This window comes from Variovorax sp. CCNWLW225, from assembly GCF_037204045.1.
GTDB lineage: Bacteria > Pseudomonadota > Gammaproteobacteria > Burkholderiales > Burkholderiaceae_C > Variovorax.
Genome location: NZ_JBBCBV010000007.1, coordinates 126,075 through 151,399, shown reverse-complemented (window position 1 = coordinate 151,399; position 25,325 = coordinate 126,075). Strand labels below are relative to the sequence as shown.

The 25,325-nt window shown below is 66.5% G+C and carries 28 protein-coding genes; 13 read left to right on the top strand and 15 right to left on the bottom strand.

The genetic code is table 11. The annotated features are described in order from the left end of the window. Positions 1-40: 40 nt before the first annotated feature. A complete protein-coding gene (locus tag V9L20_RS14735) occupies positions 41-445 on the bottom strand; it encodes a response regulator (RefSeq protein WP_258502037.1) in 405 nt (134 codons plus the stop codon). A gap of 234 nt (positions 446-679) precedes the next feature. Here V9L20_RS14735 and V9L20_RS14730 point away from each other — a divergent pair, with 234 nt between their 5' ends. Continuing rightward, the gene (locus V9L20_RS14730) at positions 680-2,689 is read left to right on the top strand and encodes an AsmA family protein (protein ID WP_337297166.1); all 2,010 of its coding nucleotides are present in this window, start codon (positions 680-682) and stop codon (positions 2,687-2,689) included. Positions 2,690-2,733: 44 nt separating this feature from the next. Here the strand turns inward: V9L20_RS14730 and V9L20_RS14725 are convergent, their stop codons facing one another. From V9L20_RS14725 to gpmA, 3 genes are all read right to left on the bottom strand, one after another. Beyond that, on the bottom strand, positions 2,734-3,495 hold the full coding sequence (locus V9L20_RS14725; protein ID WP_337297165.1) for a HesA/MoeB/ThiF family protein: 762 nt from the start codon (positions 3,493-3,495) through the stop codon (positions 2,734-2,736). 96 nt (positions 3,496-3,591) lie between these two features. Next, on the bottom strand, positions 3,592-5,034 hold the full coding sequence (locus tag V9L20_RS14720) for a S41 family peptidase (protein ID WP_258508102.1): 1,443 nt from the start codon (positions 5,032-5,034) through the stop codon (positions 3,592-3,594). A gap of 104 nt (positions 5,035-5,138) precedes the next feature. After that, a complete protein-coding gene (gpmA, locus tag V9L20_RS14715; protein ID WP_126748397.1) occupies positions 5,139-5,882 on the bottom strand; it encodes a 2,3-diphosphoglycerate-dependent phosphoglycerate mutase in 744 nt (247 codons plus the stop codon). A 72-nt stretch (positions 5,883-5,954) separates the two neighbouring features. Here gpmA and V9L20_RS14710 point away from each other — a divergent pair, with 72 nt between their 5' ends. The 6 genes from V9L20_RS14710 to nadA all read left to right on the top strand — a co-directional run bounded on the left by V9L20_RS14710 (position 5,955) and on the right by nadA (position 10,357). Beyond that, positions 5,955-6,374 carry a rhodanese-like domain-containing protein gene (locus tag V9L20_RS14710; RefSeq protein WP_337297164.1) on the top strand — a complete coding sequence of 140 codons (420 nt, stop codon included), beginning with the start codon at positions 5,955-5,957 and terminating at the stop codon, positions 6,372-6,374. A gap of 20 nt (positions 6,375-6,394) precedes the next feature. Beyond that, a complete protein-coding gene (grxC, locus tag V9L20_RS14705) occupies positions 6,395-6,655 on the top strand; it encodes a glutaredoxin 3 (RefSeq protein ID WP_337297163.1) in 261 nt (86 codons plus the stop codon). A gap of 128 nt (positions 6,656-6,783) precedes the next feature. Then, a complete protein-coding gene (secB, locus tag V9L20_RS14700) occupies positions 6,784-7,248 on the top strand; it encodes a protein-export chaperone SecB (protein ID WP_126748400.1) in 465 nt (154 codons plus the stop codon). Between the two features lie 24 nt (positions 7,249-7,272). Beyond that, positions 7,273-8,319: an NAD(P)H-dependent glycerol-3-phosphate dehydrogenase gene (locus V9L20_RS14695; protein ID WP_337297162.1), complete on the top strand. Its 1,047-nt coding sequence runs from the start codon at positions 7,273-7,275 to the stop codon at positions 8,317-8,319. A 26-nt stretch (positions 8,320-8,345) separates the two neighbouring features. After that, positions 8,346-9,224: a carboxylating nicotinate-nucleotide diphosphorylase gene (gene nadC / locus V9L20_RS14690; protein ID WP_337297161.1), complete on the top strand. Its 879-nt coding sequence runs from the start codon at positions 8,346-8,348 to the stop codon at positions 9,222-9,224. 11 nt (positions 9,225-9,235) lie between these two features. Continuing rightward, positions 9,236-10,357 (top strand): quinolinate synthase NadA, encoded by a 1,122-nt coding sequence (gene nadA / locus V9L20_RS14685; RefSeq protein WP_337297160.1) that lies wholly within the window; start codon positions 9,236-9,238, stop codon positions 10,355-10,357. A 129-nt stretch (positions 10,358-10,486) separates the two neighbouring features. Here nadA and V9L20_RS14680 read toward each other — a convergent pair whose 3' ends face one another. The 7 genes from V9L20_RS14680 to V9L20_RS14650 all read right to left on the bottom strand — a co-directional run bounded on the left by V9L20_RS14680 (position 10,487) and on the right by V9L20_RS14650 (position 16,084). Beyond that, the gene (locus tag V9L20_RS14680) at positions 10,487-10,849 is read right to left on the bottom strand and encodes a 6-carboxytetrahydropterin synthase (protein WP_337297159.1); all 363 of its coding nucleotides are present in this window, start codon (positions 10,847-10,849) and stop codon (positions 10,487-10,489) included. 19 nt (positions 10,850-10,868) lie between these two features. Then, the gene (gene queE, locus V9L20_RS14675) at positions 10,869-11,507 is read right to left on the bottom strand and encodes a 7-carboxy-7-deazaguanine synthase (protein WP_337297158.1); all 639 of its coding nucleotides are present in this window, start codon (positions 11,505-11,507) and stop codon (positions 10,869-10,871) included. Next, entirely contained in the window at positions 11,504-12,355 is an 852-nt protein-coding gene (gene panC / locus V9L20_RS14670) for a pantoate--beta-alanine ligase (RefSeq protein WP_337297157.1), read from the bottom strand. Before panC ends, queE begins: the two co-directional genes overlap by 4 nt. A 12-nt stretch (positions 12,356-12,367) precedes the next feature. Then, positions 12,368-13,270, bottom strand: coding sequence for a 3-methyl-2-oxobutanoate hydroxymethyltransferase (panB, locus tag V9L20_RS14665; RefSeq protein WP_337297156.1), 903 nt, complete (start codon positions 13,268-13,270; stop codon positions 12,368-12,370). 84 nt (positions 13,271-13,354) lie between these two features. Beyond that, on the bottom strand, positions 13,355-14,938 hold the full coding sequence (nadB, locus tag V9L20_RS14660) for an L-aspartate oxidase (RefSeq protein ID WP_337297155.1): 1,584 nt from the start codon (positions 14,936-14,938) through the stop codon (positions 13,355-13,357). A 32-nt stretch (positions 14,939-14,970) separates the two neighbouring features. After that, positions 14,971-15,807, bottom strand: coding sequence for a segregation and condensation protein A (locus tag V9L20_RS14655; RefSeq protein WP_337297154.1), 837 nt, complete (start codon positions 15,805-15,807; stop codon positions 14,971-14,973). Positions 15,808-15,877: 70 nt separating this feature from the next. Further along, a complete protein-coding gene (locus V9L20_RS14650) occupies positions 15,878-16,084 on the bottom strand; it encodes a DUF3460 family protein (RefSeq protein ID WP_126748409.1) in 207 nt (68 codons plus the stop codon). Between the two features lie 39 nt (positions 16,085-16,123). Here V9L20_RS14650 and V9L20_RS14645 point away from each other — a divergent pair, with 39 nt between their 5' ends. Beyond that, a complete protein-coding gene (locus V9L20_RS14645; RefSeq protein WP_258502021.1) occupies positions 16,124-16,627 on the top strand; it encodes an outer membrane protein assembly factor BamE in 504 nt (167 codons plus the stop codon). 17 nt (positions 16,628-16,644) lie between these two features. Here V9L20_RS14645 and V9L20_RS14640 read toward each other — a convergent pair whose 3' ends face one another. From V9L20_RS14640 to metG, 3 genes are read right to left on the bottom strand one after another with little or no spacing between them, the layout of a single operon-like run. Next, positions 16,645-18,321 carry a SulP family inorganic anion transporter gene (locus V9L20_RS14640; protein WP_337297153.1) on the bottom strand — a complete coding sequence of 559 codons (1,677 nt, stop codon included), beginning with the start codon at positions 18,319-18,321 and terminating at the stop codon, positions 16,645-16,647. Positions 18,322-18,367: 46 nt separating this feature from the next. Further along, entirely contained in the window at positions 18,368-18,565 is a 198-nt protein-coding gene (locus V9L20_RS14635) for a hypothetical protein (protein WP_337297152.1), read from the bottom strand. A 19-nt stretch (positions 18,566-18,584) separates the two neighbouring features. Then, complete coding sequence (gene metG / locus V9L20_RS14630; RefSeq protein ID WP_337297151.1) at positions 18,585-20,681, bottom strand: methionine--tRNA ligase; 2,097 nt, start codon at positions 20,679-20,681, stop codon at positions 18,585-18,587. Positions 20,682-20,985: 304 nt separating this feature from the next. Here metG and V9L20_RS14625 point away from each other — a divergent pair, with 304 nt between their 5' ends. The 5 genes from V9L20_RS14625 to V9L20_RS14605 all read left to right on the top strand — a co-directional run bounded on the left by V9L20_RS14625 (position 20,986) and on the right by V9L20_RS14605 (position 24,737). Then, positions 20,986-22,017 (top strand): isocitrate/isopropylmalate dehydrogenase family protein, encoded by a 1,032-nt coding sequence (locus V9L20_RS14625; RefSeq protein WP_258502016.1) that lies wholly within the window; start codon positions 20,986-20,988, stop codon positions 22,015-22,017. Between the two features lie 25 nt (positions 22,018-22,042). Next, the gene (locus tag V9L20_RS14620) at positions 22,043-22,777 is read left to right on the top strand and encodes a phosphodiester glycosidase family protein (RefSeq protein ID WP_258502015.1); all 735 of its coding nucleotides are present in this window, start codon (positions 22,043-22,045) and stop codon (positions 22,775-22,777) included. Between the two features lie 43 nt (positions 22,778-22,820). Continuing rightward, complete coding sequence (locus V9L20_RS14615) at positions 22,821-23,507, top strand: YceH family protein (protein ID WP_337297150.1); 687 nt, start codon at positions 22,821-22,823, stop codon at positions 23,505-23,507. Positions 23,508-23,616: 109 nt separating this feature from the next. Beyond that, a complete protein-coding gene (locus V9L20_RS14610; protein WP_337297149.1) occupies positions 23,617-23,928 on the top strand; it encodes a hypothetical protein in 312 nt (103 codons plus the stop codon). Between the two features lie 14 nt (positions 23,929-23,942). After that, positions 23,943-24,737, top strand: a complete 795-nt coding sequence (locus V9L20_RS14605; protein WP_337297213.1) for a phytanoyl-CoA dioxygenase family protein — start codon at positions 23,943-23,945, stop codon at positions 24,735-24,737. On the opposite strand, the gene V9L20_RS14600 is transcribed toward V9L20_RS14605, so the two are convergent. Continuing rightward, positions 24,734-25,291 (bottom strand): redoxin domain-containing protein, encoded by a 558-nt coding sequence (locus V9L20_RS14600; RefSeq protein ID WP_337297148.1) that lies wholly within the window; start codon positions 25,289-25,291, stop codon positions 24,734-24,736. The genes V9L20_RS14605 and V9L20_RS14600 overlap by 4 nt on opposite strands. Between the last annotated feature and the right edge of the window lie 34 nt (positions 25,292-25,325).

The window sequence follows — 25,325 nt, the reverse complement described above, 5'->3', positions numbered from 1 at the left end:
GGAGGCGAAGAGGTCCGTTGCGGCTTCTTCGGCCTCTTTTTCATTTTGTGCCGGTGGCGGGGCGATGAGCCACCGCCTCCAGGATGCAGAAGTCGACCAGCGCGTCGATCTCGTTTGACTTGTCGAACACAGCATCCACTCCGAATTCGGCGCAGCGCCGCCGGATGTCGGGCGTTGCGTAGTTGCTGAGCACCACCACCTTCTGGTTCGGCCGGCGCGACGTGCAGGCCTGGAGCACGCCCAGGCCGCTTCCCTGCTTGAGAAAAAGATCGACCACCGCAAGGTCCCACTCGTCGCTGTGGTCCTGCAGCCATTGGCGCGCGTGCGCTTCGGTTTCGGCAAAGCCGACGACCGTCGTGCAGGTGAGTTCTTCCAGGGTACCGATGAGGTTTTCACGGATCGTGAGGTTGTCTTCGACGATGTATGTCTGCAATCTGGTATCCATGCCGAACCGCGCTTCCTCTGTTGGCAGGTGTCTTCGCGACCGCCCCTGCTGGCGATTGCCTGCGCATCGAAGATTGAGGCGTCGCCGCCACGCATCATGCAGGGTTCGGAGGACGGGTGTTGTAGGCGGGTTCTGACGAGTCGGGCTCGCCGCGCCCTTCCGTAGGCAATGCCGCACGGTTTTTGCGGTTCATTGCCGACCCGGGCCGTCGAGGGGCAGGTATATCCAGACACCATGGCAACGAACGTCCTTCGCAACCGGCCACTCTGGCTCAAGCTGCTTGCGGCTTTCGTGCTGCTGTTGGCCGCGCTGGCGGTGGTGGTCGCGTTCTTTCCGTGGGACACATTGCGCGAGCCGATCAACCGCTACGTCAGCGAAAAAACCGGGCGCAAGTTCGAGATCACCCGGCGGCTCGATGTGGGCGTGGGCCTGCGCGGCGCCACCGTGAAGTTCGACGGCATCGAGTTTGCCAACCCTCCATGGGCCCGCGATCCCTACCTGGTCAAGGCCGAGCGCGCCGAGTTCGACATACGGCTGTGGCCTCTGCTCACGCAGAAGATCGTGATTCCGCGCCTGGCACTGTTCTCGCCGACGCTGGGGCTCCAGATGGAGCCCGACGGGCGCCGCACATGGGCGCTCGGCAAGGACACCTCAGATCCTGGAACCGTCCCCGTCATCGGCCTGATGCAGGTCGACAACGGCACGATCGATTTCCTGGCCACGCACCTGGGCGTCGATCTGCACGCCGACGTGAGCTACGACACGGGCCGCGGCACGCTGCCGCTCAGCTACCGCATCAAGGGCCGCTACAAGGGCCAGCCGCTCACGGCCGAGGGGCGCACCGGCAACGTGCTGCAACTCAAGTCGGCCGGCCAGGAACCGTTTCCGATGGAGATCGATGCCGCGGCGGGGCAGACCCGCTTCAAGGCCGAAGGCACGGTGACCGACTTCGCCGATCTCGACGGCATCGACGCGAAGTTCGAACTCAAGGGCCAGACGCTCGGTGCCCTGTTTCCGCTGCTTGGCATCGCGCTGCCTGAGACCTCGCCCTATGCGCTGAGCGGCGACCTGCGCAAGCGCGCCAAGCTGTGGGAAGTGGCAGGGCTCAAGGGCAGGCTCGGCCTTTCCGACATTGCGGGCGACATGCGTTTCGACCAGGCCGGAAAGCTGCCGCGCCTCGCGGGCGAGTTGCGCTCGCGCCTGATGGACATGGACGACCTGGGCCCCCTCATCGGCTTGCCGCCCACCGAGCGCTCGGCCAAGGCGGTCGAAGGCGTGGCGCCGCCGCCCACCATCAAGCAGGCCAAGCGGGCGGCGGGCGACAAGGTGCTGCCCACCGCCACGCTCGACTTCGACCGCCTGCGCGCAATGAACGCCGACGTGAAATACACCGCCGATCGCATCCGCAACGTGCGCGACGTGCCGCTCGACCGCGGCAGCGTGCAGGTCAAGCTGACCGACGGCGTGCTCGCTCTCGACCCGCTCGACTTGGGCGTGGCCGGCGGCAAGCTGGCCGGCGCCATCCGCATCGACGCCACGCAGAACCCGGCAGACATTCGCGCCTCGCTCGACCTGCGCAACATGCAGCTCAATCGCGTGGTGCCGAAGATCGAGACCATGCGCAGCAGCTTCAGCCGGCTCGATGGCCGGATCAACCTTTCGGGGCGGGGCAATTCGGTGGCCAGCTGGCTCGGCGGCGCCTCGGGCGACGTGGCGGCCCTGACCGGACGGGGCCGCTTCAGCAATTTGCTGCTCGAGTTCATGGGCCTGGACGGCGCCGAGATCATCAAGTTCCTGCTGCGCGGCGATCAGAACGTCGAGCTGCGCTGCGCCGCGATGGCGTTCGACGTCAACAAGGGCCTCATGACCAGCCGCAGCGTGGTGCTCGACACGGCCGACACCGTTTTCTATGCCACCGGCCAAGCCAACCTGGCGACAGAGAAGCTCGACTTCGTGGTGCGGCCCGAGCCCAAGGACGCGAGCTTCCTCTCGCTGCGCACGCCGCTGGTCATCGGCGGCACCTTCGGTTCGCCTTCCGGCGGGGTTCAGGTGGTTCCGCTGGCGGAGCGTGGCCTGGCCGCTTTGGTGCTGGGCGCGCTCAATCCGCTGCTGGCGCTGGCGGCGACCATCGAGACCGGGCCGGGCGAAGACGCGGACTGCAAGGGCGTGCTGTCGCAGGCCAACAAGCCCGGCTCCGGCGCAGCCGCCGGAGCGGCCAAGGCGAAGGGCGCAAAGCAGCGCTGAGACCCGGAAGAGACGAGAAGGGTGCCGAAGGAATGTGGCTGCCGTCAGGCGGCGCCCGCGCGATGCGCGCACACGCTGCAATGCGGGTCGCGCGCAATCTGCAGCGTGTCGAATGCCGTGCGGCGTCCGTCGAACATCAACAGCTTGCCCGCCAGCGAAGGACCGATGCCCGCGAGCAGCTTCAGCGCCTCGTTCGCCTGCAGCGTGCCGATGGTGCCCACCACGGGACCGAACACGCCGAGCACCGCGCAGAGCGTTTCCTCGAAGGCCGCATCGGGCGGAAAAATGCACGCGTAGCAGGGAGACGCCTCGTCGCGCGTGTCGTAGACGCTCAACTGGCCGTCGAAACGGATGGCGGCGCCCGCCACCAGCGGCTTGCCGTGCGCCACGCAGGCGCGGTTCACCGCCTGCCGCGTCGCAAAGTTGTCGCAGCAGTCGATCACCACGTCCGCCGCCTCGACCAGGCGCAACAGCAGCGCCTCGTCGGCGCGTGCGGCGTGCGTTTCGATGGACATGCCGGGATTGATGTCGCGCATGGCCTGCGCGGCCGATTCGACCTTCAGGCTGCCCACCCGCGCATGGGTGTGGGCCACCTGGCGCTGGAGATTGGTCAGGTCGACCTCGTCGTCGTCCACCAGCGTGACGTGCCCGACACCCGCCGCGGCAAGGTACAGCGCCACCGGCGAGCCCAGGCCGCCCGCGCCGATGACCAGCGCGCGGCCGGCGCTGACGCGCGCCTGGCCGTCGATGCCGAATTCTTCGAGCAGGATATGGCGCGAATAGCGCAGCAGGTCGTCGTCATTCATGGTGGCTCACCCCGGCTTGTGCCAAACGAAAAAATACCGCGGCCCGGCAGCGCCGGTTCCGCGGTATTTCCGGATCTGAAAGCGCCGAGCTCCCGATCAGTTCTCTTTTTTCTCTTCCTTGTTGTCGACGATGACCTGCGTCTTGCTGACCAGCACCGGCTGGCCCTTGAGGCGGTTGAGCGCCTGCATCAGCGGAAAGTCCTTGTCGGTGCCGAACTCGGGCACCTTGCGGTCCTGCGGCGGCTTCTTGGCTTCTTCCTCGAGGCGCTTGCGGGCCTCGTCACGTGCCTTTTCGCGTTCCGGGTCCTTCGTTTCGGGGCCCTGGCCGCTGGCCAGGTGCTTTTCGAGGTCGGCCTCGCGCATGCGCAGGGCGGCGAAGGGGCTGCCCTCGGCGCTCTCGTCGATCAGCACGTTGGGCACGATGCCCTTGGCCTGGATCGAGGTGCCGCTCGGCGTGTAGTAGCGCGCCGTGGTGATCTTCAGGCCCGTGTCCGGTCCCAGGGGGCGCACCGTCTGCACCGAGCCCTTGCCGAAGGTCTGGCTGCCCATGATGGTGGCGCGCTTGTGGTCTTGCAATGCGCCGGCGACGATTTCGCTGGCCGAGGCCGAGCCTTCGTTCACCAGCACCACCAGCGGCACGGTCTTGAGGGCCGCGGGCAGGTTGCGCAGCGGGTCGCTGCCCGAACGGCGCTGGTAGAACTCGGGCGCCGCCTTGTAGACCGACTTGCTTTCGGCCAGCTGGCCGTCGGTGGAAACCACGGTCACGTTCTCGGGCAGGAAGGCCGCCGAGATGGCCACCGCTGCGTCGAGCAGGCCGCCCGGGTCGTTGCGCAGGTCGAGCACCAGGCCCTTCAGGTTGGGGTCTTCCTTGTAGATTTCCTCGACCTTCTTCACGAAGTCGTCCACCGTGCGTTCCTGGAACTGCGACAGGCGGATCCAGCCGTAGCCCGGCTCCACGAGCTTGCCGCGCACCGACTGGGTACGGATTTCCTCGCGCGTGATCGTTACCGGGAAGGTGCGGCTTTCGTCCTTGCGGAAGATGGTCAGCAGCACCTTGGTGTTGGCCTCGCCGCGCATGCGCTTGACGGCCTCGTTGAGCGACAGGCCGCGTACGGCCGTGTCGTCGATCTTGGTGATCAGGTCGTTCGGCTTCAGGCCCGCGCGGAAGGCCGGGGAGCCCTCGATGGGCGACACCACCTTGATGAGGCCGTCTTCCTGCGAGATTTCGATGCCCACGCCGACGAAGCGGCCGGTCGTGCCTTCCCTGAATTCCTTGAAGGACTTCTTGTCGAAGTACTGGGAATGCGGGTCCAGGCCGGCAACCATGCCGGAAATGGCGTCGGAAATGAGCTTCTTCTCATCGACGGGTTCGACATAGTCGCTCTTGACCATGCCGAAAACGGCGGCGAGTTGCTGCAATTCCTCGAGCGGGAGCGGCGCGAGCGAGCCGCGTGCGACCGTCTGCAACGAGACGGTGGTCAAGACGCCGGCAACGGCGCCGGCGGCGACCCAGCCGGTAATCTTCAATTTGTGGCCCATCATGAGTGATTGTCCTTGTCGGCTGTCGAACCAATATACACAGCTTGGAAGCAAATTGCCTGCCGGGGTTCCACGGGGGAGCGCCGCCGAGGGGTTTTAATTCTTCAGCCCTTGCCTTGCGAGGCGACCGCCGCGGCGGCCTTTTCGGCGGCCGCGGCGTCGCCCAGGTAGTAGTGCCGCAGGGGCTTCAGGTCGTCGTCGAGCTCGTAGACCAGCGGAATGCCGTTGGGAATATTCAGGCCGACGATCGCGTCGTCCGAAATGCCGTCGAGGTACTTGACCAGCGCGCGAATCGAATTGCCGTGCGCGGCCACCACCAGGCGGCGCCCGGTGCGGATGGCCGGCGCCATCGATTCGTTCCAGAAAGGCAGCACGCGCGCGACGGTGTCCTTCAGGCACTCGGTGAGCGGAATCTGCTCGGGCGAAAGCTTGGCGTAGCGCACGTCGCTGCGTTCGCTGCGCGGATCGTCGGCTTCCAGGGCCGGCGGCGGGGTGCCGTAGCTGCGGCGCCAGACCAGCACCTGCTCGTCACCGTATTTCTTGGCGGTTTCGGCCTTGTTCAGGCCCTGCAGGGCGCCGTAGTGGCGCTCGTTCAGGCGCCACGAGTGCACCACCGGTAGCCAGGTGCGGTCGAGTTCGTCCAGGGTGTGCCAGAGCGTGCGGGTGGCGCGCTTGAGCACGCTGGTGTAGGCCACGTCGAAGTCGTAGCCCTCGGCCTTGAGCAGCCGGCCGGCCTGCTTGGCCTGCTCGATGCCGGTTTCGGTCAGGTCGACGTCGGTCCAGCCGGTGAAGCGGTTTTCGAGATTCCAGGTCGATTCGCCGTGGCGGATCAGTACCAGTTTGTGCATGTGGGAGGCCTTTGGCAGCGCTTGGGAAAACCAGCATTCTAAAATCCCGGGTTTGCCATCCAAGGAACCCCCGTGAAATTGATCGAATTCGTCACCGCGAACTGGATGCTGATCCTGATTGCACTCAGCTCGGGTGGCATGCTGGCCTGGCCGCTGATTCGCGGCGGCGCCGGCGGCGGCACCCTCACGGCCCAGGGCGCGGTGCACCTCATCAACCGCGAACGCGCGGTGCTGGTGGACGTGCGCGAACCCGAAGAGTTCGCTACCGGCCACATGATCGGCGCCAAGAACGTGCCGCTGAACCTGCTGGAAGAAAAGCTGACCGGCGCGGTCAAGAACAAGAACGTGCCGCTGCTCTTGGTGTGCGCCACCGGAGCCCGCGCCCAGCGCGCCGTGGCCATGGCCAAGAAACTCGGTTACGAGCAGGCCCAAGCCGTCTCCGGCGGTCTCAAGGCGTGGAAAGAGGCTAACCTGCCGGTTGAAAAAGCCTAAGTCTTCCCAAGGTACAGCGTATGCAAGCCGTCAAGATGTACACCACCGCGTTCTGCCCGTACTGTGTTCGTGCGAAGCAGATCCTCAAGTCCAAGGGCGTCGACGAGATCGAAGAAATTCGCATCGACACCGATCCCGAGGCCCGCAGCACCATGATGGAAATCACCCAGCGCCGCACGGTGCCGCAGATTTTCATCGGCGACACCCACGTGGGCGGCTGCGACGACCTGATGGCGCTCGACAGCCGCGGCGGCCTGGTTCCGCTCCTGCAGGGCGCCTGAAACACAAAGCAGCCGGGCGTCACGGAAGCGGTCCGGGCGTCGGGCGATAATCGTCTGCTCATTCATCTGCAGCCCGCTGCGGGAACCTCTCCCCGGCGGGCATTGTTTTGATACTCGAAAGTTCAGCCATGGCCGACCAGCAAGCCCAAGATCCCATTTTCCAGATCCAGCGCGTCTACCTCAAGGACCTGTCGCTCGAACAGCCCAATTCGCCCGGCATTCTGCTCGAACAAGAGCAGCCCACCGTCGACATCCAGCTTGGCGTGGATGCCCAGCCCGTGGCTGAAGGCATCTTCGAAATCACCGTGTCGGCCACGGTGCAGACCAAGATCCAGGACAAGACCGTGTTCCTGGTCGAAGCCAAGCAGGCCGGCATCTTCGAGATCCGCAACCTGCCCGAAGACCAGATGGGTCCGATCCTCGGTATTGCCTGCCCGCAGATCGTCTACCCGTACCTGCGCGGCAACGTGGCCGACGTGATCCAGCGCGGCGGTTTCCCGCCCGTGCACCTGGCGGAAATCAACTTCCAGGCCATGTACGAGCAGCAGCAGGCGCAGGCCGCCGGCCAGCCCGCCCCGACCCTCGCACAGTAAACCGGCACAACGCCGCCAACGCCGATGAAGATCTGCGTTCATGGCGCCGGTGCCTGGGGCACGGCGGTGGCCGTCAATGCGGCCCTCAACACCGCCGTCGGCCACGAGGTCACGCTCTGGGCGCGCGACGCCGCCCAGGCCAATGCCATTTCGAAGGCGCGCGAAAACACCCGCTACCTGCCGGGGCTGGCTTTGCCGGCTTCGCTCGCGGTGCGGGCGGGGGACATCGGCCAGGCGTATGCCGGCGCCGACCTCGTCATCGTGGCCACGCCCATGGCGGCCCTGCGTGAACAGCTTATCGCGCTGCGTGGCTGCACCGTGCCCGTTGCGTGGCTCTGCAAGGGCGTGGAGCCGGCGCTCGACGCTTCTTCCCCCACTTCCTTCGGCCTGCTCGCCCACGAGATCTGGGTGCAGGTTGCTCCAGATTTGATAGCAGGCGTGCTCAGCGGTCCGAGCTTTGCGCAAGAAGTGGCCGAAGGCCGTCCCACCGCACTGGTGGCCGCGAGCCCGCACGCCGCAGTGCGCGACGCGCTGGTCGATGCCTTTCACGGCCCGGCCCTGCGCGTCTATGCCAACGACGACATCGTCGGCGTCGAGGTGGGCGGCGCGGTCAAGAACGTGCTGGCCATTGCCACCGGGCTGTGCGATGGCCTGGCGCTCGGGCTGAATGCGCGCGCCGCGCTCATCACGCGCGGCCTGGCCGAAATGACCCGCTTCGGGCTGGCGCTCGGCGCGCGGGCCGAGACTTTCATGGGCCTTTCGGGCCTGGGCGACCTGGTGCTGACCTCGACCGGCGACCTGTCGCGCAATCGCAAGGTGGGCCTGCTGCTGGCGCAAGGGCAGACCCTGGCGCAAGCGGTGGCCTCGCTCGGCCATGTGGCCGAAGGCGTGTATTGCGCGCGCACCGTGGTGCAGCGCGCGCGCGGCCTGGGCGTGGAAATGCCCATCGCCGAAGGCGTGGTTGCGCTGCTTGACGGCCGGGTGAGCCCGCGGGAAGCCGTCGCCTCGCTCACCGGCCGTGATCCGGTGCCGGAAACCGTCCGGGCGCACGGGTCCCGCGGTTCACCCTGACAAGACTGAAGAGACAAAAAAGAGCCATGAGCCCTCGCTTTGATTTTTCGGCGCCGGCCTTGGCCGCGCTGGCCCAGGCCGACGCAGCACGCGCCTTGCAGGAAGACGTGGCCGACGGTGACCTGACCGCGTCGCTGGTCGACCCCGGCCGCAGGGCCCATGCCCGCGTGCTGGCGCGCGAATCGGCCGTGCTGTGCGGCGCGCCCTGGGTCGAAGCCACGGTGCGGCAACTGGATCCGCAGGCCCGCATCAACTGGCTGTGCAGCGAGGGCGAGCGCTGCGCGGCCGACCAGACGGTGCTCGAGATCGAAGGCTCGGCCCGCGTGTTGCTGACGGCCGAGCGCACCGCGCTCAACTTTCTTCAGCTGCTGAGTGCAGTCGCCACCAAGACCGCGCTTTATGCCGACGCCGTTCGCGGTACGCGCACAAGCATCGTCGACACCCGCAAGACCCTGCCGGGCCTGCGCCTGGCGCAGAAGTACGCGGTGCGCACCGGCGGCGGCGTGAACCACCGCATCGGTCTTTACGACGCGGTGCTCATCAAGGAAAACCACATTGCGGCGGCCGGCGGCGTTGCCGCGGCGCTGCGTGCCGTGGCGCCGGTGGCGGATCGCGGGGCCTTTGTCGAGGTCGAGGTCGAAACGCTGGCGCAGTTGCGCGAGGCATTGGATGCCGGCGCGCGCATGGTGCTGCTCGACAACATGGACCTGCCGACGCTGCGCGAGGCCGTTCGCATCAACGACGAAGCCGGCGATGGCCGCAAGGCCGTGCTCGAAATATCCGGCGGCGTGACACTCGAAGGCCTTCGCACCTTGGCTGAAACCGGCGTGGACCGCATCTCGGTCGGTGCGCTCACCAAGGACGTGAAGGCCATCGATTTTTCGATGCGCTTCCAGGAAAGCTGAGGGCGGCGGCCATGGCTTCTTCTTTCGTCATCGATGTCGACTACGAACAACCGGTGGCCGAAGCCGGCTCGGCCTGCGACACCCGCCACGCCTGGGCGCGCGTGCCGCCCGAACCTTCGCCCGATGAGCGCATCGCCCTGAAGGAGCGCATTCGCCGCCTGTTGCGCGAGCGCAATGCGGTGATGGTGTCGCACTTTTACGTGCACCCTGACCTGCAGGACCTGGCTGAGGAAACCGGCGGCATCGTGAGCGATTCGCTCGAGATGGCGCGCTTTGGCCGCGACCATGCGGCGCAGACGCTGGTGGTGTCGGGCGTGCGTTTCATGGGCGAGACCGCCAAGATTCTCTCGCCCGAGAAGCGCGTGCTCATGCCCGACCTGGATGCGAATTGCTCGCTCGATCTCGGCTGCCCGGTCGATGAGTTCAGCGCGTTCTGCGACCAGCATCCCGACCGCACCGTGGTCGTCTACGCCAACACCAGCGCGGCCGTAAAGGCGCGCGCCGATTGGCTCGTCACCTCCAGCTGCGCGCTCGACGTGGTGAGCGCACTGCATGCCCAAGGCCGCAAGATTCTCTGGGGCCCCGACCGCCACCTGGGCGACTACATCCAGCGCCAGACCGGCGCCGACATGGTCAGCTGGAACGGCGCCTGCATCGTGCATGACGAGTTCAAGGCGCTGGAGCTCGACCTGCTCATGAAAGAGCACCCGTCGGCGAAGGTGCTGGTGCATCCGGAGTCGCCGGGCGACGTGATCGCACTGGCCGATGCGGTCGGTTCGACCTCGGCGATCCTGAATGCGGCGCAGCGCATGGACGCGAAGGAATTCATCGTTGCCACCGACAGCGGCATGCTGCACAAGCTGCGCACGCTGAATCCGGGCAAGACTTTTATCGAGGCGCCCACGGCCGGCAACGGCGGCACCTGCAAGAGCTGTGCGCATTGCCCTTGGATGGCGATGAACGGGTTGGTGGAGCTGGCGAATGCGCTGGAAACGGGGGCGGGTGAAATTCAGGTTGATCCGGCGCTGGGGCTGCGGGCGCGGGTGCCGATTGATCGGATGCTGGCGTTTACTGCGGGCCTGAAGAATGGTCAGGCGGCCGGAAGCCTGATTGCAGGCATCGGCGCCGCCTGACCCGCATTGCTCCTCCCCCCTCTGGGGGAAGGCTGGGATGGGGGCTCGCGGCGTCGAACGGGCCGACGGCGATGTGAAGGCCGCTTGCCCCCACCCCAACCCTCCCCCGGAAGGGGAGGGAGCAAAACCCTAGAACTCCAGCGTGCAGCTGTCCCCCAGCGCCTCCCTCCACACGCGCACCCGCGCGAGCGAAGCTCGAAAGTCCGGCAGCGCGCCCGCAATGAACAGGCACAGGTTCTCCAGCGTCGGCGGATGCAGCCCCTCCACGTCGTCCAGCAGGTGATGGTCCAGCAGCTCGCGCACGTCATCCAGCCGGCGGCGCAGCAGCCCCAGGTCGACCACCATGCCCGTGACCGGATCGCGCTGGCCCGCAAGCCACACTTCGGCGTGGTACGTATGGCCGTGAATACGGCGGCTGCCTTCCACCTCGATGTCGCGCTTCAGCGTGTGGGCGGCATCGAAGAAAAAGCGTTGGCTGATGATGAATCGCATCTGAAAAGTCTCTCCGCGCTCAGCGGATGCCGGTGATCTTGTGGGTCTGCACGCTGAGGCGCCAGGCGGGCTGGCGCATGCACTCGGCAATGCACAGTTCGGTGTTGGCCACGCGGTCGGGCCCGTCCATCGGCTGCAAAAAGCGATGCGTGAACTCACCCGTGCGCGCCATGGTGTCAAGGTCGAATTCGGTCTGCGGCCACACCAGCTTCAGTTCCTGCCCGCGCTGCTGCACCCACGGTGCGCCGGCCTTGGGGCTGATGCAGAGCCAGTCGATGCCTTCGGGTGCGGCGACCGTGCCGTTGCTTTCCACGGCAATGCGAAAGCGCCGCGCATGCAGCGCGTCGACCAGTGCTGCGTCGACCTGCAGCAGCGGCTCGCCGCCGGTGAGCACCACCAGGCGGTGCTCGGCATCGCCGGCCGGCCATTGCGCTGCAATGGTGTCGGCCAGCAGGTCGGCGGTCTTGAACTTGCCGCCCAGCGTGCCGTCGGTGCCCACGAAGTCGGTGTCGCAGAAACGGCAGACGGCCGTATCGCGATCTTCCTCGCGGCCCGTCCACAGGTTGCAGCCCGCAAAGCGGCAGAACACGGCCGGCATGCCCGCCTGTCCGCCTTCGCCCTGCAGGGTGTAGAAGATTTCCTTGACGCTGTAGGTCATGAAGAAGCCAGGTTCTCGATCTCGAGGTTGTCGATCAGCCGCGTAGCGCCCAACCGCGCCGCGGCCAGCGCCACGAGTGGCTCGCCGGCCAGCCCGAAAGTGGGCGCCTGCAGGTCGGTGCGCCGCCTCAGCACAAGATAGTCCGGTTGCCAGCCGCGTTCTGTGAGCGTCTGCATTGCCCGCGCTTCGATTGCGGCCAAATCGCGCTCGCCGGCTTGCACGGCCGCGGCCATGGCCTTCAGCGCCTTCGAGAGCTGCACGGCCTCCGCGCGCTCGGTTTCGCTCAGGTAGCCGTTGCGCGACGACAGCGCCAGGCCGTCGTCGGCGCGGAAGGTTTCGCTCCCGACGATCTCGATGGGCAGCGCGAACTGCCGCACCATGTGGCGGATCATCATGAGCTGCTGGTAGTCCTTCTTGCCGAACACGGCCACGCGCGGCTGCACGCACTGGAAGAGCTTCATCACCACCGTGCACACGCCGATGAAGAAGCCGGGGCGGAAGTGGCCCTCGAGGATGTCGGCCAGCGCCGGGTCCGGGTGCACCTTGCAGGTCTGCGGCTCGGGGTAGAGCGCTTTTTCGTCCGGCGCGAACAGCACGTTGCAGCCGGCGGCGCGCAGCTTCTCGCAGTCGCTGTCCCAGGTGCGCGGATAGGTGTCGAAATCTTCATGCGGCAGGAATTGCAGCCGGTTGACGAAGATGCTCGCCACCGTCACGTCGCCCAGTGGCCTGGCCTGTTCGATCAGCGCCAGGTGGCCGTCGTGCAGGTTGCCCATGGTGGGCACGAAGGCCGGGCGCTTGAAAGCCGAAAGGTGCTCGCGCAGCTCGGCGATGGTGTGTGCGATGTACATGGTCTGTGCTCCTTACCAGGCGTGCAATTGATCGTCGGGAAAGCTGCCGTCCTTCACCGCGCGCACATAGGCTTCGAGGGCCTGCGCGATGCTCGAGGAATCGGCCATGAAGTTGCGCGCGAACTTCGGCATCTTGCCGAGGTTGATGCCCAGCATGTCGTGCAACACCAGCACCTGGCCGGCAGTGCCCTTGCCCGCGCCGATGCCGATGGTGGCGCAGTGCTTCAGTTCATTCGTGAGCTCGGCGGCCAGCGCGGCCGGCACCATCTCGAGCACCAGCATCGTGGCGCCGGCCTCCTGCAATGCGTGCGCATGCTGCTTCAGCAGCGCGCCGGCCGCATCGCCCTTGCCCTGAACGCGGTAGCCGCCCAGCGCATGCACGGTCTGCGGCGTCAGGCCCAGGTGGGCGCAAACGGGAATGCCGCGCTCGACCAGAAAGCGCACCGTCTCCGTGGTCCAGCCGCCGCCTTCGAGCTTGACCATGTGTGCGCCCGCCTGCATCAGCACGGTGGCGCTGCGCAAGGCCTGTTCGCGCGATTCCTGGTAGCTGCCGAAGGGCAAGTCGGCAATCAGCCAGGCCGTGCCCTGCACCCGGCGCAGGCCGCGCGAGACACTGTCTGTGTGATAGAGCATGGTGTCCAGGCTCACGCCCACGGTGCTGTTCAGTCCTTGGCAGACCATGCCGAGCGAATCGCCTACGAGCAGGCAATCGACGCCCGCCGCGTCGGCCATGGCCGCGAAGGTGGCGTCGTAGGCGGTGAGCATCGAGATCTTCTCGCCGCGCGCATGCATGTCGGCCAGGCGCGGCAGGCTCACGGGCTTGCGCGATGCGGGTGGCGAGGCCGGGGGCAGCGTGCCGTAGGGCGTGGCGGCCGCCGGCGTCTCGGACGAAGGGGTTGCTTTGGTGTTCGACATGGTTGACATGGTTGGGTTTCTCCCTGCGGGCGTCGGTGGCCGGGCATCCTTGAGTGAGTAAGAACCTGAAAGCGGGTGGGGCGGTCAGCGCCCCGGCGGCGTCAATACCGTCGGCGCGGAGGGCTCGGCAAGCGAAGGATAGTCCCGGCTGAAATGCAGCCCGCGGCTTTCATGCCGGGCCTGCGCCGAGCGAACGATGAGTTCGGCCACCTGCACCAGGTTGCGCAGTTCCAGCAGGTCGCGCGTGACGTGGAAGTGGGCGTAGAACTCGTGAATCTCGGCCTGCAGCAGCGCAATGCGGTGGCTCGCGCGCTCCAGCCGCTTGTTGGTGCGCACGATGCCCACGTAGTCCCACATGAAGCGCCGAAGCTCTTCCCAGTTGTGGGAAATGACCACGGCTTCGTCGGCATCGGTCACGCGGCTGTCGTCCCACTGCGGCAGATCGACGCTGCTGCGCCCCGGAGCCGCCGCAATGGCGCCGGCCGCGGCACGCGCGAACACCATGCACTCGACCAGCGAGTTGCTCGCCAGGCGATTCGCGCCATGCAAGCCCGTGCAGGCGGTCTCGCCGATGGCGTAGAGGCCCGGCACATCGGTGCGGCCGGCCAGGTCGCTCAGCACGCCGCCGCATGTGTAATGGGCGGCCGGCACCACGGGAATGGGCTCCTGCGTGATGTCGATGCCCAGCTCCGCGCAGCGCGCGAGGATGTTGGGAAAGTGCTCGTTCAGAAACGCCGGGCTCTGGTGCGAGATGTCCAGGTACACGCAGTCCAGGCCGTGCTTCTTCATCTCGAAGTCGATGGCGCGCGCCACCACGTCGCGCGGCGCGAGTTCGGCGCGCTCGTCGTGCTGGGGCATGAAGCGGGTGCCTCCCGCCGATTCGGGCAGCTTCAGCAGCCCGCCTTCGCCGCGCACCGCTTCGCTGATCAGGAAGGACTTCGCATGCGGGTGGTACAGGCACGTGGGGTGGAACTGGATGAACTCCATGTTCGAAACCCGGCAGCCCGCGCGCCAGGCCGCGGCAATGCCGTCGCCCGTGGCCGTATCCGGATTGGTCGTGTACAGGTAGACCTTGCCCGCACCGCCCGTCGCCAGGATGGTGTGCGGCGCGCGAAAGCTCAGCACCTCGTCGGTCTCGTCGTCCAGCGCGTACAGGCCCAGGCAAGCCGGGTCGGCCAGCCCCAGCTTGGGCCCGGTGATCAGGTCGACCAGCGTGTGGTGCTCGAAGAGGGTGATGCTCGGCGTGCGGCGCACGCGCTCGATCAGCGTCTGCTGCACGGCCGCGCCGGTGGCGTCCGTCACATGCACGATGCGGCGCTGGCTGTGGCCGCCTTCGCGCGTCAGGTGCAGCCCGCCGTCGGCTTCTGCGGAAAACGGCACGCCAAGTTCGCGCAGCCAGTCGATGGCCTCGGGCGCATGCTCAACGACGAAGCGCGTGGCCTCGGGGTCGCAGAGCCCGGCGCCGGCCACCAGCGTGTCTTCCACATGCGCATCGAAGCTGTCGCCCGCGGCCAGCACGGCCGCAATGCCGCCCTGCGCCCAGGCGCTGGAGCCGTCGTTCAGTGCGCGCTTGGTCAGTACCGCCACGCGGTGCGTCGGCGCCAGGTGCAGCGCCGCCGAGAGGCCTGCGAGGCCGCTGCCGACGATGAGGACGTCGAAGTCGCGCACGGCGGAATTCACAGGGGCAAGTGCCGGCAAGCTCAGGCCGGCGAGTACGCCAGCCGCACGTAAATGGGCGCGAAGGCTTCGGCCTGCGTGATGTCGATCAGCGTTTCCTTCGCAAGCTCGAGCATCGCGATGAAGGTGACGATCAGCACCGGCGCTCCGCGCGACACGTCGAACAGCTTTTCGAACTCGACGAAGCGCTGCCCCTGCAGGTGCCGCAGCACGATGCTCATGTGCTCGCGCACGTTGAGCTCTTCGCGCGAAATCTTGTGGTGCTGGATGAGCTTGGCGCGCTTCATGATGTCGGCCCACGCGTCGCGCAGCTCGACCACGTTCACGTCGGGGAAACGGGGCTTGAGCGACTGCTCGATGTAGACCTGCCCCTTCCAGAAGTCGCGCCCGTAGGTCGGCATGGCGCTGATGGCGGCGGCCTGCAGCTTGGTCTGCTCGTATTCGAGCAGGCGGCGCACCAGCTCCGCGCGCGGGTCTTCGGCCTCTTCGCCGTCGGCCACCTTCTTGGGCGGCAGCAGCATGCGCGACTTGATCTCGATCAGCATCGCGGCCATCAGGAGGTACTCGGCCGCGAGCTCCAGGTTGGTCTGGCGAATCTCGTCGACGTAGCTCAGGTATTGCCGCGTGAGCCCCGCCATCGGAATGTCGAGAATGTTGAAGTTCTGCTTCCTGATGAGGTAGAGCAGCAAGTCCAGCGGGCCTTCGAAGGCCTCCAAAAAAACCTGCAGCGCCTCGGGCGGGATGTACAGGTCCTTCGGCATCGCGAACAACGGCTCGCCATAGAGCCTGGCGAGCGCGACCTGGTCGACCACCTCGGGCATGCTGGCCACGAGCGTGTCGTTGTCCTCGTTGTCCTTCATCGGGCGCTTGCTATCATTTCAATAGCTGCAGGCGCGATGACGGCCAACGATGGATGCCGGCTGGGCACCATTACTTGCTTTGGGTCTGGTAGACGTACGGCTGCTGCGGCACGCGGGCTTCGCTGTATTCCTCGAGCAGGCTGCGGTCGAGGTGCTTGTCCCACAGCAGGGCCCGGCCGGCGCGCTGTTCGGCTTCCAGCGTCGGCTTCTTTTCTTTCATTTCCTCGATGAAGCTGGTGATCTCGGAGGTGTAGTGGGGGCGGCGGAAGATGGACATAGACTGGACCTTTGTAGCGCGAATTTTACCGGGGATGGCATGAAGCGACGACAACAGTGGCGGATCGGCACGGCAGCGGCCTTGCTGGCGGTGGTTATGGGGCTTGCGGGATGCGACCCGCAGCGCATCGACGAACTGGAGGAGGGCGTCTCGACCGAGGCCGATGTGCGCGCCCGGTTCGGCGAGCCCGAGAACATCTGGGACGTGCCCAACGGCCGCGTGCTCGAGTACAACCGCCAGCCGCAGGGCCAGAAAAACTACATGATCACCATCGGCGCCGACGGCAAGATGAGCGCGCTGCGCCAGGTGCTCACGCCCGAGAACTTTGCCAGGGTGCAGCCGGGCATGATGATGGAAGACCTGCGCAAGATGCTCGGCAAGCCCGCCAAGGTCACGCCCTACGCGCTCAAGCGCGAAACCGAATGGGAATGGCGCTGGGTGCAGCCGCCCAGTTCGCCCATGGTGTTTACCGCCACGCTCAACGACGACCAGCGCGTGGTGCGCAGCGGCTCTTCGCCCGACCGGAGTACCGAGGCGAACTGAGGCCTGAACGGGGGGCCCTAGCCCTCCGCGTCGTGCGGCCGGCCGCTCGTCAGCTCCTCGGCAAACCCCGAGCGCACGATCACCTCGAGCGGCTGCGGCTGCAGCGATTCCAGCCTCAGCAGCCCGTCGCGCGCCAGCACCGCGCGGTGCAGCTGGCGCAGCGCGTCGACGCCCGTCGCGTCCAGGTAGATGAGGTGCGTGGCGTCGAGCACCACCGTCATGCCGCGCGGCGCGCTCTCGGCCGCATTCACGGCTTCGTCCAGCTTGGCCGCAGCCCCGAAGAACAGCGCACCATACAGCCGGTAGGTAAGCACCGGCGGCTGCATCGTGACCAGCTCGACGCTGAAAAGCCCGCTCATGCGGCGGATGAAAAGCGCACAAGCCAGCACGATGCCCACCTGCACCGCCACCGTCAGGTCGAAAACGACCGTGAGAAAGAAGGTGCCGAGCATCAGCAGCCGGTAATGGCGGCTGAAGTGCCGCAGCTGGCCGGGCGTGAACTCGCGCCATTCGCCCATGTTCAGGCCCACGAACACCAGAATGCCCGCCAGCACCGCAAGCGGCACATGGCGCGCGAGTGGCGCTGCCAGCAGCACCACCACCATCAGCGTGACCGCATGCACGATGCCTGCGACGGGCGAGTTGCCGCCCGAGCGGATGTTGGTCACGGTGCGCGCGATGGTGCCGGTGGCCGGCATGCCGCCGAAGAACGGCGTCACCAGGTTGGCAATGCCTTGCGCCATCAGTTCCTGGTTCGGGTCATGGCGCGGCTGTCCGCTGATCTGGTCGGCCACCCGGGCGCACAGCAGCGACTCGATGGCGCCCAGCAGCGCGATGGTCAGCGTGGGCGTGACCAGCTGCTTGACCGTTTCCCACGAGAAATCGGGCAGCGCGAACGTCGGCAAACCTTCGGGAATGCCGCCGAAGCGCGTGCCGATGGTTTCCACCGGCAGGTCGAAGCCCCATGACACCAGCGTGAGCGTGACCAGCGCCACGATGGGCCCCGGCATGCGCGCGCCCACCTGCACCGCGCGCGTTCGCGCAATGCGCCCCGCGAGCCGCTGCACCGCATGGCCCACCTTCGATTCACCTTGCAGCAGGAGCGGCCAGACCATCAGGCCGACCACGCAGGCCAGCCCCAGTGCGAAAGCGTAGGGGTTGAAGGTGCCGATCTGCAGCGCCATCGCGTGCAGCTGCGAGAACACGTCGGCCGGCATCTTCTCCACCGTGAGCCCGAGCAGGTCCTTGAGCTGCGACAGGAGAATGAGCACCGCAATGCCGTTGGTGAACCCGACCACGATCGACAGCGGCACGAAGCGCACCAGCCGGCCGAGCCCGAACAGCCCCGCCGCGAACAGCAGCACCCCGGCGCAGGCGGTCGATATCAGCAGGTTGGCAAGGCCGTAGCGTTCGACGATGCCGTAGACGATCACGATGAAGGCGCCAGCCGGCCCGCCGATCTGCACCGCCGAGCCGCCCAGGAGCGAGATCAGGAAGCCCGCGATGATCGCCGTCCAGATGCCCGCTTCGGGCTTGAGCCCGGAGGCGATGGCAAAGGCCATGGCCAGCGGCAGCGCCACGATGCCGACGGTGGCCCCGGCGCCCAGGTCCTTGAAGAAGCGACCCCGGTCGTAGCCCGCCATGGCGTCCAGCAGGCGTGGGCGAAAGCGGGTGATGTTCAGCGGTGAATGCATGGGGCACCCATTGTGTACCCCATGCCGGCATGGCCGGCCGCCCGGTTCAGTCGCTGTCGGGAATCACCGCGTCGGCCGCCGCACCCACGGCCTTGCCGGTGATGCGCGCGGTGCCGATGGCCGCATCCGCTGCCAGGCCCACCGCGCTGGCACCCACGCTCACGGCGGTACCTGCCACGGTCACCACCGCGCAGCCGCTCTGCATGGCCGCGAATGACAGCAGAAGGATGGTGCGCTTCAGCATGGTGCGGTCCTCTAGCAAATCAGCGAACCCGCATGCCGGGCGTGGCGCCGGGCCAGGGTTCGAGCACATGGATGCCGGGGTTGGTTTTTTCGTCGGCATGGCTGGCGGCCAGCACCATGCCTTCGCTGATGCCGAACTTCATCTTGCGCGGCGCCAGGTTGGCAACCAGCACCGTGAGCTTGCCCACGAGCTGCTCGGGCTGGTAGGCCGAGGCGATGCCGCTGAACACGTTGCGCGTTTTTTCTTCGCCCGTATCGAGCGTCAGGCGCAGCAGCTTGGTCGAGCCCTCGACCTTCTCGCAGGCCACGATTTTCGCAATGCGCAGGTCGATCTTCGCGAAGTCATCGATGGTGATGGTGGGCGCAATGGCCTCGCCGCCGGGCAGCGTACCGGCCGCGGCTTCCACGGCCGCTGCCGCTACCGGCTCAGGCGCATCGAACAGCTGGTCGACCATCTTCGCGTCGGCGCGCTGCATCAGGTGCTTGTATTCGCCGATGGCATGGCCGACGGGCAGCGCCTGCGCGGCATCGGCCCAGGTCAGCGGCGCAATCTTGAGGAAGGCCTCGACGTTGACGGCAAGCGCCGGCAGCACCGGCTTCAGGTACAGCGTGAGCAGGCGGAAAGCCTCGATGCACACCGTGCACACGTCGTGCAGGCGCGCCTCCTGGCCTTCTTTCTTGGCCAGTTCCCAGGGCTTGTTCTGGTCGACGTACTCGTTCACCTTGTCGGCGAGCGCCATCACTTCGCGCAGCGCGCGGGCGTAATCGCGGCCGTCGTACAGCGAATGCAGTTGCGGCGCCGCATCGCGCAGCGCAAACAGCAGCGCGTCGCCGTCCGCCGAAATCGCGCCCAGCTTGCCGCCGAAGCGCTTGCCGATGAAGCCCGCCGCGCGGCTCGCAATGTTGATGTACTTGCCGACCAAGTCGCTGTTGACGCGCGCCACGAAGTCTTCGGGGTTGAAGTCGATGTCTTCGTTGCGGCCGTTGAGCTTGGCCGCGATGTAGTAGCGCAGCCATTCGGGGTCGAGGCCGATCGAGAGGTACTTGAGCGGGTCGATGCCGGTGCCGCGGCTCTTGCTCATCTTTTCGCCGCTCACCGTCAGGTGGCCGTGCACGTACACCGCATCGGGCGCCTTGCGGCCGCTGAAATGCAGCATCGCGGGCCAGAAGAGGGTGTGGAAGGTGATGATGTCCTTGCCGATGAAGTGCACCTGCTCCAGGTCGGGGTCGGCCATGTACTCGGTGTACGAGATGCCGTCGCCGCCGAGTTCGATGCAGCGCTTGTCGAGCAGGTTCTTCAGCGAGGCAAGGTAGCCCACGGGCGCGTCGAGCCACACGTAGAAGTACTTGCCCGGCGCATCGGGAATCTCGATGCCGAAGTAGGGCGCATCGCGGCTGATGTCCCAATCGCCCAGGCCGCCCTTGCCTTCGTCGTCCTTGTAGAGCCACTCGCGGATCTTGTTCTGCACCTCGGGTTGCACATGGCCGGGGGCCGCGGTCCAGTCCTTCAGGTAGGCCTCGCAGCGCGGGTCCGAGAGCTTGAAGAAGAAGTGCTCGGAACTGCGCAGTTCCGGCTTGGCGCCCGACAGGGCCGAGTACGGGTTGATCAGCTCGGTGGGCGCGTACACGGCGCCGCACACCTCGCAGTTGTCGCCGTACTGGTCCTTTGCGTGGCAGTTCGGGCACTCGCCCTTGATGAATCGGTCGGCCAGGAACATGCCCTTGGCCGGGTCGTAGAACTGCTCGACGCTTTTGGTGCTGATGAAACCATTGGCGCGCAGGTCGCGGTAGATGTCCTGCGCGAGCTGGTGGTTCTCGGGCGCGTCGGTCGAGTGCCAGTTGTCGAACGAGATGTAGTAGCCGTCCAGGTAGGGCTTGCGGCCTGCGGCGATCTCGGCCACGAAGGCCTGCGGCGTCACGCCGGCCTTGTCGGCCGCAATGGTGATGGCCGCGCCATGCGCGTCGTCGGCGCAGACGAAGTTGACCTCGGCGCCATTCATTCGCTGGTTCCGCACCCAGATGTCGGCCTGGATGTATTCCATCATGTGGCCGATATGGAACTTGCCGTTGGCATACGGCAGGGCGGTGGTAACGAAGAGCTTGCGCGGGGCGGACATCGGGGAGGGCGCTTTCGGGGAGTGGCTGACTGGCTTCGGAGGCGGCCAGCGGCCGCTTCCGGGAACCGGGCATTTTAGGTGGCTGCACCGCACCCTGCCCAATGCCGCCGATCTCACCGCCCGATTGCCGGGATTATGGCTTCGCCGCCGCGCCGCAAATACGAGCTGCCGGACCCCGAGTGACCCGAAAGCCGGCGGGGTGTCTCCGGCGCGACGTATGCTCCATGCCGCGCATTTCGCCAACGCTCCCTCCTGATATGGCGAAGAGATATACAAGATAGATACACAGAAAGCGAGTTTTCCGATGACCAGCCCCATTCCCGCAACCCTGATTCCCGGCGATGGCATCGGCCCCGAAATCGTCGACGCCACGCTGGCGGCTTTCGATGCGCTGAAGGCCCCGTTCGAGTGGGACCGCCAGATTGCCGGCCTCGGCGGCGTCAAGGCCTCGGGCGATCCGCTGCCCCAGGCCACGCTGGACAGCATCCGCCGCACCCGCCTGGCGCTCAAGGGCCCGCTCGAAACCCCGTCGGGCGGCGGCTACCGCTCGTCGAACGTGCGCCTGCGCGAAGAATTCCAGCTGTACGCCAACCTGCGCCCCGCCCGCACCATCGTTCCGGGCGGCCGCTTCGACAAGATCGACCTGATGGTCGTGCGCGAAAACCTCGAAGGCCTCTACATCGGCCACGAGCACTATGTGCGCATCGACGGAGACCCGCACGCCGTGGGCATGGCCACCGGCATCAACACGCGCCAGGGCTGCCTTCGCCTGCTCGAATACGCCTTCGAGACCGCCATTGCCACGGGCCGCAAGAAGGTCACGCTGGTCCACAAGGCCAACATCATGAAGGTGCTGACCGGCCTCTTCCTGGAGACGGGCCTCGACCTGTACGAGAGAAAGTACAAGGGCAAGTTCGAGCTCGACTCGATCATCGTCGACGCCTGCGCCATGAAGCTGGTGCTGAACCCGTGGCAGTTCGACATGCTGGTGACCACCAACCTGTTCGGGGACATCCTCTCCGACCTGGTGGCCGGTCTGGTCGGCGGCCTGGGCATGGCACCGGGGGCCAACATCGGCGCCGATGCCGCGATCTTCGAGGCCGTGCACGGCTCCGCCCCCGACATCGCCGGCAAGGGCATTGCCAATCCGACCGCGCTGCTGCTGGCCGCCGCGCTGATGCTCGAGCACGTCAAGCTGCCCGACCTGGCCACGCGCCTGCGCAAGGCCATCGACGACACGCTCAACATCGACAAGGTGCGCACCGGCGACCTCGGCGGCACCGCCAACACGGCGGGGTTCACTAAGGCGCTGGTCAGCCGCATCCAGAACGGCTGAGGCGGAGGCGGCTTTCCATTACTTCATGAGAAAGCTGCTGCTCCTGCTGGCGCTCTGCGCGGCCGGCGTGGCCAGCGCCGCCGGCATGGCCAGCGCGGCAGCCGCCGTGGAAGATCCGCCGCGCTACACCGTCGTCAGGGTCGACCTGCGCACGGAACGGCTCGAGCTGTTCCTGCGCGACGACACGGGCGTCGAGTTCAAGAGCCTCGAACGCCTCGAAGCCTGGCTAGCGGGGCGCAACCGGCAACTGCTGTTCGCGATGAATGCCGGCATGTACCACGCCGACTTTTCGCCGGTCGGCCTGCTGGTGCAGGAGGGACGCGAGATTTCGCCGCTCAACCTGTCGGGGGGCGCGGGCAACTTCTTTCTCAAGCCGAACGGCGTTTTCCTGGTGTCCGATGCCGGGCCGCGCGTGGTCGAATCGTCGGAATATCCGGCGCTTTCGAAGAGCGGTGTTCGGCTGGCGACCCAATCGGGCCCCCTGCTGCTGCGCCATGGCGTGGTGCATCCGGCCTTCATTCCACATTCGGACTCGCGCAAGATCCGCAACGGCGTGGGCGTATCGGGCCACACGGCAATTTTCGTGATCAGCGAGCAGCCGGTGAACTTCTACGAGTTCGCCCTCTACTTTCGCGACGTGCTGCATTGCCGCGATGCGCTCTACCTCGACGGCACCGTTTCGGCGCTGTACTCGCTTGCCTTGCGGCGCAGCGATCTCACGAGGGAGCTGGGTCCGATACTCGGCGTGACCGCACCCTGAGCCGGCCTTTGCCGCCAATGTTTTCATTCAGAATTTCCGAGTCATGACCCAGGCCTTACCCATTCTTTCGCTTGTCGAAACCCGCGTGCTCGGCGTGCTGGCCGAAAAGCAGCGCACCGTGCCCGACAGCTATCCGCTCACGCTCAATTCGCTGGTATCGGGCTGCAACCAGAAGACCAGCCGCAACCCCGTGCTCGACCTGAGCGAGGCACAGGTGCAGGCCGCCATCGACAGCCTGAAGGGCTACAGCCTGGTGGCGGAAACCAGCGGCGGCCGCGCCTTTCGCTACGAGCACAACATCGACCGCGTGCTGCGCATTCCCTCGCAGTCGGTCATCTTGCTCACCGTGCTGATGCTGCGCGGCCCGCAAACGGCCGGCGAGCTGCGCATTGCCTGCGACCGCATGCACAGCTTTGCCGACATCTCGTCGGTCGAGGGCTTTCTCGACGAACTCGCTGAACGTCCGGCCGGCGCGCTGGTCGTCAAGCTCGCGCGCCTGCCCGGTGCGCGCGAAAGCCGCTGGGCGCATCTGCTGAGCGGTGCGCCGGCGGAAGAGGTCGCCGGACCTGGCGGCGCTTCGGCCGATGGTGCCTACGCGTCGCACGACGCATCGCTCGGCGAGGTTGCTGCGCTCAAGGCCAACGTGGCGCGGCTCGAAGCCGAGCTTGCGTCGCTGAAGGCACTGGTGGGGCGGGTGTGTTCCGAACTCGGGATCTCCGAGGCGGGGTAGCGGGTGCGCCGCCAGCAGCAGCCGGTTGTGCGTTGCACCTGAACTGCGGTATCTTGCGCAGCACATGAAACATACATGCCCGAGTTGCCGCGAGCCGGGAATTGGCGAGTTGGCCAAGCGTTGGTCGAGCCGCGGCGGCCCCGCCACTTGCGAGGCCTGCGGCGCTTTCAGCCATGTGCTGGCAAGCACTTCGAGCGGCATTTGGGCCGCGGGCGTCGTGATTCTCGTGGTGTCGCTGATCGGGGCGCTCGGCCTGCATTCTTCCCCGTTCTTCTTCAGTGGACTGGTGCTCGCCATTGCTTGCAACCTGTGGGCATGGAAGCGTGCAAAGCTGGTGCCGATCTCGAAGGAAAGTGCGGCCCGTGCGACGACCGCGAACTGGTTCGTCACGGGCATCATCGTTCTCTTCGGACTCAATTGACTCAATTGACTCAAGTGCCAGGGCATCCAACTCATTCGACGGACGACCCGCGCTCCGTAGCCTTCATCCGCGACGGATTCCTGCGCATCGACAACGCCTTTTCACGCGAACTCGCAGAAGAGGCCCGCACGATTCTCTGGCGGGATACCGGATGCAATCCGGACGATCCTTCGACCTGGACCAAGCCTGTTGTCAGGCTCGGCATGTACCCGCAGAGGCCTTTCGTCGAGGCCGCCAATACACCGCTCCTGCACGAGGCCTTCAACCTGCTCGTCGGCCCCGGCCGGTGGCAGCCGTGCCGCAGCATGGGCACCTTTCCCGTGCGCTTTCCTTCTGCCGAAGATCCGGGCGACGCCGGCTGGCACATCGACGTGAGCTTCGGGTTGGAGAACCCGGACTTCATGTCATGGCGCGCGAACCTTCGCTCCAAGGGGCGGGCGCTGCTGATGCTCTTCCTGTTTTCGGATGTGGGCGAGGACGACGCGCCCACGCGCATTCGAGCCGGTTCGCATGCCGACATCGCCCGCGTGCTGGCGCCGGCGGGCGAAGATGGCCTGTCGCTCGGTGAACTGGCGCGCAACGGCTTTGCCGAGTCCGCCTCGCGGCCCGAGGTGCTGGCGACGGGGGCGGCGGGCACCGTGTACCTGTGCCATCCGTTCCTGGTGCATTCGGCCCAGCCGCACCGCGGCACGCAGCCACGCTTCATGGCCCAGCCGCCGCTGCTGCCGGCACAACCGTTCAATCTCGATGCGCCGCCGCAGGCGCGCTGCCCTGTAGAAGAAGCGATCGTGCGGGCGGTGGGCGGCTAGACGGGCAATGCAGGCGCCATGACCGGCGCCGCCCGAGCAGGCTGCTGCTCCTTGCTGGCCAGCTGCAGCAATTCGTCGACCTCCCAATGGTCGTCCGCATGCGCGCCGTACTTGCAGTCCACGACGCGGCCTTCCGCATCCACCAGAAAGTCCGCAGGCAGGCCGAAGATGCCGTTCTCGGCCTTTGTGTAGAAGCGCCTGGCCGCGAGGACCCACCGCAGCCCGCTCCAGAAGACGCGGGGGCTCAGCAGCGCCCGCACGGACGTCTCGACCCCGAACGCCTTGAAGTGCTTCTTGCCAGCGTCCGCAACGCAGTCGAACGGCAGCTGCGCCTGGTACTTGAGCATTTCTTCGCGCGACGAATGAAAGAAGACAACCTGGCGAATTCCAGCGGCGGCAATTTCCGCCTGGCGCCTGCCCATGGTGAGCAGATGGAAGTTGCACACGGGGCAGCCCGCGAACCGGCGGAACTGCAGGTGCACGTAGCGCGACGTCGGGTCCGGAATTTCGACCGGTTTGCCATGGATGGTGCTTGCGGCAATGAGGGGGGCCACATCCCCGGGTGCGAGTTTAATTTGAAATTCCTTA